Below are 14,763 nucleotides of genomic sequence, written 5' to 3'. Positions count from 1 at the left end.
TGTGCAACGTACCGGTCCAATCCCGAAGGAAGCTTGGCTGCGGAAGAGATCCTAGGTGCCTGACTTCGAGTCGCGGGACGTCCGCCGGAATTACCCGACCGGTCCGCTCCCGCTGAGCTCAATCCACCCTGGAGCGCCTGTTCCAGCTTACGTTCCAACTCGGCGAGTTGTCCTCTAAGCTGCTGTACTTCAGAAGCGGAGGCTCCTGCAGCATGGGCCGGGCTTTCCTCACTCTGTGTGACAGATTCGCGTACCGAACCGTCCTCCTTCGGCAGGCTGCACAACTTGAGCAGAGCTACTTCGAACAAGGTTTGGGGTTGAGCCGCATACTTCATTTCGGTTTGGTAATGATTCAGCGTGTCGATAATCCGAAACAATTGGGACCGGGAAAATAGTCTCGCCGTATCCTTGAAGTCCTGCGCATCCAGCACCCGTTCGGTCAGCTTGTCCGCCTCAGGCACCATTTTGATCATCAGCAGGTCCCGGAAATAATAGAGCAGGTTCTCCATGCACTTGTCCGCGCTCTTACCTTCCTGCATGAATCCTTCAATCATCTGCAGCATGCCGCCGATATCGTCTTCAAGAATAGTCGTGGCTAGCGCCGCAAATTGTTTGGAAGGAATCCCCCCCGTCATATCCAACACTTGCTGATAGGATACCCGGCCGTCCGAGAAGGAAGAGATTTGATCCAGTATGCTGAGCGCGTCGCGCATGCCTCCATCGGACAGTCTCGCAATGTACTCGATAGCCTCTTCTTCGGCAGCGATTCCCTCCTGCTCACAAATGACCCGGAGTCGCTGAGTTTGCTCGTCCAAAGATACACGACGGAAATCGAAACGCTGACACCGGGAAATGACCGTGGCCGGGAGACGATGAGGCTCGGTCGTCGCCAGAATAAACATAACATGCGGCGGCGGTTCCTCCAACGTTTTAAGCAGCGCATTGAACGCTTCCGTAGTCAGCATATGAACTTCGTCGATAATATACACTTTCTGCCGCACTTCCGTTGGGGCATACTTCACTTTCTCGCGGAGATCGCGGATTTCGTCGACCCCCCGGTTGGAAGCGGCGTCAATTTCAAGCACGTCCATGACGGCACCCGCGGTAATCCGGCGGCATGCATCGCATTCGTTGCACGGCTCGGGAGCCGGCCCTTTCTCACAGTTGACCGCTTTGGCCAACAGCTTCGCCGCCGTAGTCTTCCCGGTTCCCCGCGGCCCGCTAAAAAGATAAGCATGCGATAGCCTGTTTTCGCGGATCGCGTTCTGCAGCGTGCGGATGATATGCTGTTGTCCTACCATGTCTTGAAACGACTGCGGCCGCCAAGCACGGTACAGTGCGATATGCTCCATCTGCGGCACCTTCTTTCTATCCATAAGCGGTTTGCACCGTTTCCTTATTATACTATACTCCCCGGGCCAGAAAAACTCATATCTCAAAAACAACTCGCCAGAAATGGCTTACGGAGATTTCATTCCCAAACTGTAAGGAAATTCCAATCATCATCAACTTGCCGACAAATAAAAAAGCACCTTTGCCTGACAGCAAAGATGCGTTCTTATTCATTGTAATACCGTGCACCTGTTATTGATCATTGCGATCCAAGCGGCACCTCTACGGCGCAACTCGGGACAGGCTCCCCTCCGGCACAAGAGTGGGACTGCTTATGGCTGCTTCCTTCCGGACCTGACCAGGTTCACAATTACTCATTGCGGAGGACCCGTCCGTCAACGTCTGCCGTAAAGACCGGACCTCACATCGGCAAGACCTCTAACAGGACTTCAACCTCGCTACAGCGGATTGCGAGTTACAGGGCACCGCTACCTCCCCATCTAGCACGGTGAAATTAGTATAGCCCAAGCCCGGCCAAAATGCAACCCGCGGAAGAAGTTGCCTGAGGAGCCAAACGGTTCTGCATTATTTACTTGCAGCGTTCTCTTGGGACTTCGCCGCCTGGCTATCAGATTCTTTTACTACCGGCGTTTTCTCGAACGGCTTTGAACTCACCGCCCACACATTGTTTCCTGTTAGCAGAAAGCCGAAGGAAGTCGGATAAATGGCATCAAAGTCAGTACCGCCCCCCGGAAAATAAATCTTCTCCCACGTCTTCCCGTCCTTGGAGTAAATAAGCACGGTGTCTTCGTTGGCCCGGCCCGTGCTCATCCAGTCAAAATGGCTTCCGCCGGCGAGATATTCCTTCCCGTTGTAGCCGATCACTTCTAAACGCAGAGGAAGGCCTCCAGAATACTGCTTTGTTTTCGGACTCCATTGAGCTTCTTTAAAGGTAAAGACATTCGTCGTTTTGCTCCCGTCCTGGGTGGAGAAGATCATATTCATATATGCGAACAAGAACTGTTTGCCGTCCCAAACCCCGTTATAACCGCCCAAAAAGTTAGCCTTATCTCCGGTCCACACTTTACCGTCTTTCGAGACAGCCGACGTGTTTCCGGTAGCCAGGAAGACTTTCCCGTTGGTGACCAGTGAATCCAGCGGGCGTTCACCCGCAATGCTGTTCTCGATCTTTTTGAATTGGGCTGGTTTAAAGGATTGCAAATCTCCGGAAATCAGAATATGATTCGGTCCCGGAAAATAAAACCCGTCCACGTTCTTATCCCGGTCCTGTGCCAGGAAATAATAGTTTCCTCCGCTGTAGATGACATCCTCAAAAGTGTACTCCTTCTTATTGTTGTTGGGAAAAGGAATTTCACTCCGTTCCCAATGAAGGCCGTCCTGGGAAACTGCAAAATATGTATCGTACAGAACAATAAAACGGGCTCCGTCAAAAATCAATTTCCGCACATTACCGCCGGTTCCGTCATACTGGACCCCTTTTATAATCGTGTACGCTTCCTGAAAGTCCCATTTCAAACCGTCTACGGATTTATAAAGCTCGCCGTAAGGGTCGAAATACAGATAAAAGCTTCCATTAAAAGCAAGCCCGCCCCGCTTATGATTGTAGACGCGGTCATCCACCTCCAACACTTTCTCCTTGTAAAGTTTAGTTTGAGCTTGGGCCGCCTGAACAGGCATAACCAATAATAACGCAGCCGCTATCAGCCCAATTGTCCATTTCTTAAGAATCACAACTTCTCCTCCATTCGCTCTAATCTGTTATAGCGTATATCGGTTCATTGGTCCCAAACATGCAGTCTCTATCATTTTTTGATATATTTATAGAATATATTGGAATTTGCTAGATGAAGGGAGATCTTATGAAACGACTACGCCTTATGAAAACTATCCTGGCCGCCTCCATCGCAACTGGAGGAATTGCCTTTTTACAGCCGTCTCCGACTCAGGCCGCTTCCCCGGTCCAAATTCTGCTCGACGGATACCCCCTATCTTCTAATGGAGATTCTATGGTGGTGAGCGGGACCACGCTGGTTCCATTTCGCTCTATCTCGGAAGCTCTGGGAATTCAAGTGACCTGGAATCAGGCGGCTAAAACGATCAAAGCGGTCAAAGGAGAGGGCTCCGATGCCGTCCACGTCCAATTAACCTTGGGCAGCAAGCAGGCAACAGTGAATGGCACACCTGTACCGCTTGCCGTTGCTCCCCGTTCCGTAGGCGGAAACACGTTAATTCCTTTAAGCTTCTTCAGCCAACAATTCGGCGCCACAGTGGGATGGGACCAGACTACCCGGACTGTATCCATTACTTCACCTCAGGAGAGAATGTATGTGCTGGGCTTTTATGCACTCGGGTCATATTCGGAAGTAAGCCGGGTCCAGAATCTTGATGCCGTTGCGTTTGGCTGGAGCCGGATCGACGAGAACGGAGTATTCTCCACCACTACCCGGCCTTTTCGCTGGCCTGAAAATGCAGGGGAGGTAACACCGGAAAGCCTCGTCTCCGATGCGTCTACAACTGGAACCACACCTTACTTAATGGTCTATTCCAGCGATGTTAAAGGCGAACTCACCAAAATCGTTGAGAATTCGGAATTCCGTAAGAAGGCGATTGCCGATATTTTGGCGGCTGCCACAGAAACCAAGTTTGAGGGCATTATGCTCGATTTGGAAGGGCTCGGCCTAACCACGGACAAAACATATACTCAAGCCGCCTTCAATGTTTTCGTCAAAGAACTGGCTAGTCAGGCTAAAGCCGCCGGCTTGAAACTCGGCCTTGCGCTGCACCCGTTGAATTCATCCTATAAAGGCTATGATTACAAGACCCTGGGTAAACTTGCTGACGAAATCGTCATCATGGCCTACGATTACCGGACCGGAACTGGATATAGCTCAGAAAGCGGAAAACAACCGGAACCCGTCTCCAAGGTAGATGAAGCCATTCGTCTGGCCCTTAAAGAAACAGACAAAGACAAACTAATTCTGGGTTTGAACATGGATAACGAAAATGCGAACTCGGTCAGCATATTGACAGGCCTCGCAAAACGCTATGACTTGAAAGGCATCGCTCTCTGGCGTCTAGGCATTATTAAGGACGACGAATGGAAGAGCTTGGAGCAAAGCATAGAATTTAAACAGTAACAAAAAAATCCCCCGCTCTGAGAGCGGGGGATTTCGCATTTATTGCAGCGGTTAGGCTGCCTACGGTTTTATTAGATGCCGTATTTTTTCTTGAATTTATCCACACGTCCACCAGCATCCAGGAATTTCTGTTTCCCTGTGAAGAAAGGATGGCAGTTGGAGCAAATTTCAACGCGCAGGTCTTGTTTAACGGAACCTGTTTCAAAGGTATTTCCGCAAGCGCAAGTAACTGTAGTCACGTGATATTTGGGTTGAATGGCTTCTTTCATGACTTTCACCTCTTTCCGCCCTGAGCCTCATGCGTGCGCAGAGTTATAATGACACATAAATTTATTATAGCACGGGTGTTGTTGCTGCGCAATTGTCTATTTCAGGGTGTTGGCGTGTAGAAGGCTTACTATCCACGCACCTTGACCCGCGCCAATTCCGCAGGCGGGACATGGGTATAAGAGCCGATGATCACATCCGGCAGTTCTTCCTGGAAAATCTCTATCGCCTGCTTCATGCCCAGAATATCTCCCTTGGCTTTGGGAATCAGATCTAGATAGCTCTCAGGGTCGATATTGAGATTACGGAGCTGGATCAGCCGAAGTTTGGTCCGTCGGGCAAACTCCACCATCGCCTCAATCTCTTCCTCCCGGTCGGTTACCCCGGGGAAGATCAGATAGTTGATCGAGGTGTAAACGCCTTGTTCGGAGGCATACTTCAAGGATTTTTCCACGTTGGCCAATGTATAACCGCGCGGCTTGTAATAAGCATTGTAATGATCGTCCAGCGCGCTGATCGTGCTGACCCGCATCAGATCAAGGCCCGCATCGACGATACCGCGGATGTGGTCGCTAAGTCCGGCATTCGTATTGATATTGATATATCCCATATCCGTCTGCCGGCGTACCTCGCGGATCGATTCAATGATCAGCTTGGCTTGAGTGGAAGGCTCGCCTTCGCAGCCCTGCCCGAAGCTGATGATGGATTCCGGCGTCTTCAGATGCTCAAGCATGATCTCTACCAACTCTTCTACGCGCGGGCGGAAATTCATCCGCGTCTGCGGCGATACAAAACCGCTGTCATCCGGCTGTTCCGAGATGCAACCAAAGCACCCCGCATTACAGGAATAAGAAACCGGAACGGCACCTTCCCAACGATTCAAGAACGTATTCGAGGCGGTCAGACACTCATAACCGAGCGCGCAATTGGATAAATGATCATACAGCCGGTTGTCCGGATACCGTGCCTTCAAGGTTTTTACCTGGTTCTTCAGTTCGAGCTGATCGCAATTGAGCGGATTCCACTTCTCGGGATCATCCGACAGACGAGCGGTTACGTAGAACTGTCCGTCCTTCCAGACGACCGCCGAATATCCGAATAGCGGGAGTTTGTAATCCTTGTCCGTCTTAACGTATCCGGGCAGGCAAAGACGCGTAAATCCCTGAGGCAGTAATGCGCCTACCGCCTGTACGTTGCCGGGCAGCGGCTTCATTTCCCCGGTATCGGGATCCATTCCGATCGGACGGGTGGATGGCAAACCGACGAGCGTAGCTCCCTCAGGAAGAGGTATAAGCTCGTCTTCCATTATTTCAACGATCATGTCCGCACTACGGGCAAGCCCATAGAGTGAAGGATGATCATATACTTGTCCTTGTTCATCTGCATATACTAAATACATGGTGTGCTCCTTTTCATGTGTCCAGGCCCTTAAGCGTTGGAACCGTGTCCAGATCCGGAGGTCGATGATACGGTCCGCGCCGGGCGGCGTGTGCCGGTTCCGGTGCCCGTGCTGGTGCTTCCGTTACCCGATGCGGCGTTCCCTGCGGCATCAAAAGAAGCCAGGAATTCAGCGTTCGTCTTGCTCCCCCGCAGCTTTTTCAGGAATCCTTCCACGAAATCGTAGGAATCGTTCATATTTTTGCGGATCGACCAAATCGTATCCAGTTCTTCCTTCGTCAACAAGACCTCTTCGCGACGCGTCCCCGAACGGCGAATATCGATCGCCGGGAAAATACGGCGTTCCGCCAATTTCCGGTCCAAATGAAGCTCCATGTTGCCGGTCCCTTTGAATTCTTCATATATAATATCGTCCATCCGCGAGCCCGTATCCACGAGCGCCGTTGCCAAAATTGTCAAACTGCCGCCTTCCTCCACATTCCGGGCGGAGCCAAAAAACCGCTTAGGCCGATGGAATGCAGCCGGGTCAATCCCCCCGCTGAGCGTACGACCGGATGGCGGAACAACCAGGTTATAGGCACGTGCAAGCCGGGTAATGCTGTCCATCAGAATGACGACATCCTTCTTATGCTCAACTAAACGCAGCGCACGTTGCAGCACGAGTTCCGCTACCTTGATATGGTTCTCCGGCAGCTCGTCAAACGTAGAAGCGATCACTTCCCCTTTGACGGAGCGCTGCATATCGGTAACTTCCTCTGGGCGTTCGTCTATTAACAATACGAATAACTCGATATCGGGACGATTGGTGGAAATGCTATTGGCAATCTCTTTAAGCAGCAGCGTTTTCCCTGCCTTTGGCGGCGCTACGATCAAACCGCGCTGTCCTAGGCCGACGGGGGCGAGTACATCCATAATGCGGGTGGATAAATGAGTTGGGGATGTTTCAAGCACGAGCTTTTCCTGCGGATATAGAGGAGTCAATGCCGGGAAATGCAAGCGTTCGGCAGCAATCGTAGGGTTCTCACCATTCACCGCATTGACCTGCAGCAAGCCGAAATATCGTTCATTTTCCTTAGGGGTCCGGCATTTGCCGGAGACCAAGTCACCGGTTCTTAGATCAAACTTGCGGATTTGCGAGGCGGAGATGTAAATATCCTCCGTACTTGGCAAATAGTTAATCGGTCTCAGGAAGCCGTAACCTTCCGGCAATATCTCCAGAACGCCCTCCATGAACATTAATCCGCTTTGTTCGGCTTGAGCTCTTAAAATGGCAAAAATTAATTCTTTTTTCTTTAACTGGCCGTAATAAGGAATCTGATGCTGCTTCGCGAGCTTGTACAGCTCGGTTAGCTTCATTTCCTCCAAATCGGCAATTTGCAGATCCATGTAAAAACCACCTATTCAATTTTATCGTTTCAAATTAAAATACCCTATCAATTTCGGGGATGAATCTATGAGGAAGTAGTTGCTAGAATTCATTAAGATAGTATTACCCTTTCTCAGGCAACTTATGCCGAAAAAGAAAGAGTTATTCCACCTGACGCCATACGTCTGCTCCGAGTGCACGAAGATTGGTGACCAGGTTATCGTATCCGCGGTCGATCAATTCTACGCCGGATACTTCAGTAACGCCGTCATCCACCGTCAGGCCGGCAATCATCAGCGCCGCGCCCGCACGCAGGTCCGCTGCCTTTACCTTAGCGGCATTAAGCCGTCCGCCTTCGATAATGGCCGAACGCCCCTCGACACGGATTTTGGCGCCCATTCTTACCAGCTCGGGTACATGCTTAAACCGGTTGCTGTATACAAAGTCGCTGAGAACGCTCACGCCCTCGGCCTGGGTCAACAAACTGGTCATTGGTGATTGCATGTCCGTTGGAAACCCGGGATACACTAGAGCTTTCACATCTACATGTTCATATTTCGCCGCGCCTATCACACGGATCGATTCGTCGAGTTCTTCCACGCCAACGCCCATTTCCAGCAGCTTCGCAGTCAAGGCTTCCAAATGCTTTGGAATAACGCCGTCAATAATAACGTCTCCACGCGTTGCCGCGGCGGCAATCATGTAAGTCCCGGCTTGAATGCGGTCCGGGATAATCGAATGCCGACAGCCCTTCAACTCGTTGACGCCTTCAATCCGAATCGTTTCGGTTCCGGCGCCTTTTATGCTTGCGCCCATGGAATTCAATAATGTTGCTACATCTATAATCTCAGGCTCTTTGGCCGCATTTTCGATAATTGTAAGGCCTTTGGCTCTAGTGGCCGCCAGCATAATGTTAATAGTTGCGCCTACGCTGCTTACATCCAGATAAATCTTGGCTCCGCGCAGTTCCTTGGCATGCAAATGAATAGCCCCGTGTTCATTCGTTACGGTAGCTCCTAAAGCTTCAAAACCTTTAATATGCTGATCGATCGGACGAGGTTCGAAATTGCATCCTCCCGGCAATCCAATCGTTGCTTCTTTAAAACGGCCAAGCAGCGCACCCATCATATAATAAGAAGCCCGCAGCTTCTTGACGGGGCCGTTCGGCATAGGAATCGATTTTACATCGGAAGGATCAATTCTCATTTGACTGTCTTCCCATGATACGCGGGCACCCAACTCTTCCAAAATCTCAGAATAAACCGCGACATCACTCAGATGCGGCAAATTATCCAGCACTACTTCGGATTCAGCCAAAATTGCGGCAGGAATAAGCGCTATCGCACTGTTCTTTGCACCGCTGATCGATACTGTGCCGCGCAGCGGCCGTCCGCCGCTGATCATTAATTTCTCCATAAGCTCAAGGGTCCCCCTACGTATAATGCAGCCGTAAAACGGCAAATGACTCTTCCATGACTATAGACTTCGTTATTAGACTTATACAAACTTTTAGGTATGAAAATGGAAAGACACCGTCTAAGCGGTGTGCTCTCCATAATCACCCTATTCAACTGGATTATCCAGCAATACAATTACGCTTTGTTATTGGAACCAAATTCACGGATTTTGCCGATAACTGTTGCTTTGATAGCGTCACGGCCCGGAACGATATATTTACGCGGATCATAAGCATCCGGTTTTGCAGCCAATACTTCGCGAACTGCTTTGGTGAATTCGATTTGGTTCTCGGTATTCACGTTAATTTTGGAAGTACCCAGCGAAATGGATTTTTGAATATCGTGCAACGGAATACCTGTACCGCCATGAAGCACGAGCGGAATATTAACGGCATTGCAAATTTCTTCCATTTCTTTGAACCCAAGGTTTGGTTCGCCATGGTAAGGTCCATGAACGGAGCCAAGTGCAGGGGCCAGAGTATCAATACCAGTTTCTTTCACGATGCGAACGCACTCTTGCAGGTCGGCATACTGGATACCGCCGATTACGTCGTCTTCTTGTCCGCCAACCGTACCAACTTCGGCTTCAACAGAAACGCCTTTAGCGTGAGCATATTCAACAACTTTCTTCGTCATTTCGATGTTCTCATCAATCGGATGATGGGAACCGTCGATCATAACGGAAGTAAAGCCAGCGTCAATCGCTTCTTTACATTTGTCGAAGCTGGAGCCATGGTCAAGGTGAATAGCTACAGGAACGGTAATTTTCATATCATGCAACAAGCCTTCCACCATTTTAACAACGGTGTAGAAACCGCTCATATGGCGTGCAGCGCCTTCGGATACGCCGAGGATTACTGGCGATTTTTCTTCTTCTGCTGCAGCAAGGATCGCTTGCGTCCACTCGAGGTTGTTGATGTTAAATTGACCTACTGCGTATTTCCCCTCAAGCGCTTTGTTCAACATGTCTGTCATAGATACTAATGGCATGGGTTTCAATCCTCCTAAGGATGTTGGATTATCTTTCTTAGCCGACATTCACACAGTTTTTATTATACCACACCTTGACAAAATTACTAATAGAGGTTGTCCAAAAGATCATCTTTCCATGACGAAGCAGATCATGAAGTGAAATCCCTGACTTTTGAACTTGAAATAATAGAGGTTGTCCAAAAAAAAGAACCCCGAAACGGGGTCCTTTAAAGGCGCTAAAGAACGGGACTGCTTTTCAGTTGCATGTTCACCGCTACGCGCATTTCATCGATGTCAAAAGGTTTGGTGAAGTGCATCAATGCTCCGAGTTCGGTCGCTTCCTTGATCATATCCAACTCGCCGTACGCCGTCATCATAATGACCTTGATGTCCGGGTTGACCTCCTTGATATGCTTGAGGATTTCAAGCCCGTCCATGCCCGGAATCTTCATATCGAGCAGCACCAGATCAGGCGAATCGCTGCGGACAATTTCCAAGGCCAGTTTGCCGTTGGCAGCCTGGTAAGTTTTATACCCCTCGCTACTGAACACTTCCATCAATAAAATACGTATCCCATTTTGATCATCGACAATCAACACCTTCTTCTCTTCCACAGAAAACCCTCCTACGAGTCCACCCTTGAAATTCATGTATTGTAATAATTCGCCTTCATTTTGGAAATCCCTTCTAAATTGGAAAAAAGAGACTCAAAAAACATGTGCGAATTTATACAATAAAAAATATCGGCGGCTATGGAAGAAATCACAAGGCTAGTTTAGGACAAATGAGCGATCGATGCTTTTACGAATTCCCGGAACAGTGGCTGCGGACGGTTCGGACGGGAAGTGAATTCCGGATGGAACTGAACGGCCAGGAACCAAGGGTGGTCCGGAAGTTCGACGATTTCTACGAGGCGTCCGTCCGGCGAAGTACCGGAAATGCGCAGGCCTGCCGCTTCAATCGTTTCACGATAAGCATTATTGAATTCATACCGGTGACGGTGTCTTTCATATACCAATTCATCATCATAGCACTGCATAGCGAGGGAGCCCGGCTGAAGTTTGCATGGATACAATCCAAGACGCATCGTGCCGCCCAAATCCTCGATATCTTTTTGCTCCGGAAGCAAATCAATTACCGGATATTCGGTGGAAGGATTGATCTCCGAGCTGTTGGCGCCTTCCAGACTTGCCATGGAACGTGCATATTCAATTACCGCTACCTGCATACCAAGGCAAATACCGAAGAACGGAATGTTCTGCTCGCGCGCATAACGGATCGTCGAAATTTTGCCCTCGATACCGCGGTCTCCGAAACCGCCCGGAACGAGAATCCCGCCGATGCCTTGCAGTTTTTCGTGTACGTTTTCGTCCGTAACTTCCTCCGCGTTGACCCAACGGATTTTCACATCCGCATTCGCATCAAACCCGGCATGGGAAAGAGATTCAACAACACTCAAATAAGCATCGTGCAAAGCGACGTATTTACCGACGATAGCGATTTCCACGGTTTTGTCCAGCTTGCTGATCCGTTCGACAAGACCTTCCCACTCGCTCATATTCGGCGCCGGTGTGGTCAGCTTCAAATGGTTTACGACGATCTCATCGAGACCTTCGTCACGCAGATTCAAAGGCACTTCGTACAACGTATCGGCATCGCGGCATTCCACGACCGCATTAGGATCGATGTCGCAGAAGAGCGCGATTTTCGCTTTCATATCGTCCGAGAGCTCATGCTCGGTCCGGCATACGATCACGTTCGGCTGAATACCGATGCTGCGAAGCTCTTTAACGCTGTGTTGGGTTGGTTTAGTTTTCACTTCACCGGCTGCCTTAATATAAGGAATCAAGGTAACGTGAATGTACATCACATTCTCGCGGCCGATATCGCTCTTGATCTGACGAATCGCTTCAAGAAAAGGAAGACTCTCGATATCGCCGACGGTACCCCCGATTTCCGTAATGACTACATCGGAACCCGCTTCACGTCCGGCACGGAATACCCGCTCTTTAATTTCATTGGTAATGTGAGGGATGACTTGAACTGTTCCACCCAAATATTCCCCGCGGCGTTCTTTGCCGATGACGGAGGAATAAATTTTACCGGTCGTTACATTGCTGTTCTTGGACAGGTTAATGTCGATAAACCGCTCATAGTGGCCCAAATCCAGGTCCGTCTCCGCTCCATCGTCGGTAACGAAAACTTCCCCGTGCTGGTAAGGGCTCATTGTCCCCGGATCCACGTTGAGGTATGGGTCGAATTTCTGGATCGTTACCTTTAGACCTCTGTTCTTAAGCAGTCTGCCGAGCGATGCTGCCGTGATCCCTTTTCCCAATGAGGATACGACCCCGCCTGTCACGAAAATATATTTTGCCACAGTTCAAAAACCTCCTAAATTAGTACGGGTTCCATGATCAATATAGCGTAACCCATTCCGAGGAAAAACATAGCGAAATGGGCATAAAAAAACAAAAAAGTGACACCCGAACAGGTCGGGGCACTTTTTGAATGAATAACGTATTTATAGGTTTGAATCATAAGCCCATGCAATAGTTTACCCGTTACCCACCCCTCTGTCAAGTAAAGGGCTAAAGGCAAAACGGTGAATATCCATCCCGGGCCGGTTTATTTAGTCGTTGTCTTCGTCGTCGCCAAAATCTTCTTCTTCGGCTTCTTCCGAATCCTCGTCTTCCTCATCCAGTTCTTCATCATCCAGGATAGAGTCGTCCTCTACATCTTCAACGTCCTCTTCCTCATCCTCGGAGAACAGGTCGTCTTCAGAATCTTCGTCAACGGCATCGTAATCATCATCGTCATCCGCCGTAAACGTATCTTCTTCTTCCACGAAATCATCGTCATCCAAATCGTCATCGTCATCATTAATAATACGAGGACGTTTGGAGTTGCCCACCGGATCTTCGGCGCGTTCAATCGGATACCAGCGTTTAAGGCCCCATAGATTGGTGCCTACGCAAGCAAAACGACCATCGATATTGATTTCCGTATACAGCTGCGCAATCGCGTTGTTAATCTCTTCCTCGGACATGCCGCGGACTTTTGCCACCTCAGTCATCAGGTCGCGGTAATAATACGGCGTATTCGCCGCTTTCAGGATCATAAAGGCCAAGTCGACCATCGGAATCTCATTCACTTTTTCCGGGTCAATTTTCAAATTGAGCGGGGTACTCACGTAACGGACACTTCCTCTCACGCAATGTTCACATAAAGACTGATTTCCTAACTAACATATCCATATCACAAAATAGTAAACCTTATTTGCCATTAAAAAGCAAGTTTTAAGTTGTGCCTAAAGCGTGTCGCCATTGCCCCGATCCCCCCGAAAAAATAAAAAGAGACGGGGACTCTCGTCCGCCGCCTCCCGACTGTATCCACTTCAAACGGGAGCTCCCGGCTCCCTTTCGAAGGATATTGAAAGCCTGAAAGGCCTTCCTCTTATCCTATGTCCAGATTCCAGCTTTGACACGGTCTGTGAAGGCCCAACTTAATAAAATCCTCCGTACGCAAATGCTGCCCATTTTATAGGAGCAGGGCCCCTTTCCCATTCCTGTCGCAGGGTGTTGTCATACTATACTTCAACACGCTTCGTCAGGAGGGATACCCTTAATGGACTACTCCAGCTTCCTGCGGTATTTAAATGATCACATCGACACCTCCGGAAAAAGCGGCCGCCATATCATCCGCTTTACGCATCCGGCGCTATTTGCCGAATTTGTAGCACAGCTGCGAGGGCGGCGACGCCAAAACCCGGCTTTACGGCGGGTTCGCACCTCTTCCTTGCTTCAGGCGCTGTTCTGCCCCCTGTCCTTTCGAGACGCGGGAGCCTGGGGACGGTTTGGCCTGCTCATCGAGGAGGACGTCAGGGTAGCTGTCCACTCCGCCGTGATGCCGAGCAAGGAGCCTTCCACAGGAACCCCTTGGGGGGTCCGGAAAATCGGAGCTCCGGACGCCTGGTCCGTCTCAACCGGCAATCAGGTCCGGATCGGAGTCATTGATACGGGCGTCGATTTCAATCACCCCGATCTCCGGAGTTCGCTCGCCAGAGGCGTCAATCTCTTGAACAAGATGAGTCTACCCTTCGATGATAACGGCCATGGCACGCACATCGCCGGGACCATCGCCGCCTCGGGCGGTTCCAAAAGCATGATGGGCGTAGCTCCCCGTTCCCTGATCTATCCCGTAAAGGCGTTTGATCACAACGGCTCCGCCTATGTATCGGATATTATCCTGGGCATTGACTGGTGCGTCCAGAACCGCATGAACATTATTAATATGAGCTTTGGCATGAAGAGCAAAAGCCAGTCCTTGCAGAACACCGTTCGCCGGGCCTACAATGCCGGAATTGTTGTCGTCGCCTCCTCGGGCAATGACAAAAAAAGCAAGAGCGCCGATTACCCGGCCAGATATGCCCATACCATTTCGGTCGGAGCTACCGGCAGGGACGGACGAATTGCGTCCTTCAGCAATCATGGCCCCCGCATCGATATTTACGCGCCGGGGGAGAAGATCAAATCTTGCTGGCTAGGCGGAGGCTACCGGGAAATGAACGGCACCTCTATGGCGACTTCACACGTCAGCGGCTCGATTGCCCTGCTCTTGGCCTACCGCCCGGGCTTGTCTCCGGGGGAGATCAAAAAGTGGCTGCGCCGTACGGCCCGCCCCGTATACGCTCCGACGTCCAAGATGAAACTCGGCGCAGGAGAGGTCAACGCCGCCCGCTTATTGCGCGGCAAACCGGTAGTAGCCAGCAAAAAACCGTCAGGGAAGTCCTAATTCCCTGACGGTTTTTTAATAA

The 14,763-nt window shown here is 50.2% G+C and carries 12 protein-coding genes and 1 other RNA gene (1 of these 13 cut by a window edge); 2 read left to right on the top strand and 11 right to left on the bottom strand.

What is annotated here, in order from left to right; translation table 11 throughout:
* The 3 genes from dnaX to NYE70_RS18875 form a co-directional block, all read right to left on the bottom strand.
* A protein-coding gene (gene dnaX, locus NYE70_RS18885; protein WP_341047635.1) for a DNA polymerase III subunit gamma/tau crosses the window boundary here: on the bottom strand, positions 1-1,352 show its 5' portion. It extends 415 nt beyond the left edge of the window; only the first 1,352 of its 1,767 coding nucleotides appear in the window; its start codon is at positions 1,350-1,352; the stop codon falls past the left edge of the window.
* A 221-nt stretch (positions 1,353-1,573) separates the two neighbouring features.
* Positions 1,574-1,841, bottom strand: an RNA gene (gene ffs / locus NYE70_RS18880) — signal recognition particle sRNA large type.
* 76 nt (positions 1,842-1,917) lie between these two features.
* On the bottom strand, positions 1,918-3,084 hold the full coding sequence (locus NYE70_RS18875) for a hypothetical protein (protein WP_341047393.1): 1,167 nt from the start codon (positions 3,082-3,084) through the stop codon (positions 1,918-1,920).
* A 146-nt stretch (positions 3,085-3,230) separates the two neighbouring features.
* On the opposite strand from NYE70_RS18875, the gene NYE70_RS18870 reads away from it, so the two are divergent.
* Complete coding sequence (locus tag NYE70_RS18870) at positions 3,231-4,490, top strand: stalk domain-containing protein (RefSeq protein ID WP_247681995.1); 1,260 nt, start codon at positions 3,231-3,233, stop codon at positions 4,488-4,490.
* 71 nt (positions 4,491-4,561) lie between these two features.
* Here the strand turns inward: NYE70_RS18870 and rpmE are convergent, their stop codons facing one another.
* From rpmE to rpoE, 8 genes are all read right to left on the bottom strand, one after another.
* On the bottom strand, positions 4,562-4,759 hold the full coding sequence (rpmE, locus tag NYE70_RS18865; protein ID WP_211024737.1) for a 50S ribosomal protein L31: 198 nt from the start codon (positions 4,757-4,759) through the stop codon (positions 4,562-4,564).
* A gap of 128 nt (positions 4,760-4,887) precedes the next feature.
* A complete protein-coding gene (locus tag NYE70_RS18860) occupies positions 4,888-6,156 on the bottom strand; it encodes a radical SAM protein (protein WP_341047391.1) in 1,269 nt (422 codons plus the stop codon).
* 29 nt (positions 6,157-6,185) lie between these two features.
* Positions 6,186-7,541, bottom strand: a complete 1,356-nt coding sequence (rho, locus tag NYE70_RS18855; RefSeq protein WP_211024732.1) for a transcription termination factor Rho — start codon at positions 7,539-7,541, stop codon at positions 6,186-6,188.
* 142 nt (positions 7,542-7,683) lie between these two features.
* Positions 7,684-8,937 carry a UDP-N-acetylglucosamine 1-carboxyvinyltransferase gene (locus NYE70_RS18850; RefSeq protein ID WP_211024730.1) on the bottom strand — a complete coding sequence of 418 codons (1,254 nt, stop codon included), beginning with the start codon at positions 8,935-8,937 and terminating at the stop codon, positions 7,684-7,686.
* 176 nt (positions 8,938-9,113) lie between these two features.
* Positions 9,114-9,968 (bottom strand): class II fructose-1,6-bisphosphate aldolase, encoded by an 855-nt coding sequence (fba, locus tag NYE70_RS18845; RefSeq protein WP_211024728.1) that lies wholly within the window; start codon positions 9,966-9,968, stop codon positions 9,114-9,116.
* A 218-nt stretch (positions 9,969-10,186) separates the two neighbouring features.
* A complete protein-coding gene (locus NYE70_RS18840; RefSeq protein ID WP_280520402.1) occupies positions 10,187-10,564 on the bottom strand; it encodes a response regulator in 378 nt (125 codons plus the stop codon).
* A 161-nt stretch (positions 10,565-10,725) separates the two neighbouring features.
* Positions 10,726-12,327 (bottom strand): CTP synthase, encoded by a 1,602-nt coding sequence (locus NYE70_RS18835; RefSeq protein ID WP_341047386.1) that lies wholly within the window; start codon positions 12,325-12,327, stop codon positions 10,726-10,728.
* 252 nt (positions 12,328-12,579) lie between these two features.
* Positions 12,580-13,140, bottom strand: a complete 561-nt coding sequence (gene rpoE, locus NYE70_RS18830; protein WP_211024722.1) for a DNA-directed RNA polymerase subunit delta — start codon at positions 13,138-13,140, stop codon at positions 12,580-12,582.
* Positions 13,141-13,574: 434 nt separating this feature from the next.
* Here rpoE and NYE70_RS18825 point away from each other — a divergent pair, with 434 nt between their 5' ends.
* Complete coding sequence (locus NYE70_RS18825; RefSeq protein WP_211024720.1) at positions 13,575-14,741, top strand: S8 family peptidase; 1,167 nt, start codon at positions 13,575-13,577, stop codon at positions 14,739-14,741.
* Positions 14,742-14,763 lie beyond the last annotated feature (22 nt).

It is taken from the genome of Paenibacillus sp. FSL R5-0407 (assembly GCF_038009185.1).
Taxonomy (GTDB): domain Bacteria; phylum Bacillota; class Bacilli; order Paenibacillales; family Paenibacillaceae; genus Fontibacillus; species Fontibacillus vini.
The sequence above is the reverse complement of the archived record's forward strand: the minus strand, read 5'-3'. Positions and strand labels throughout refer to the sequence as shown.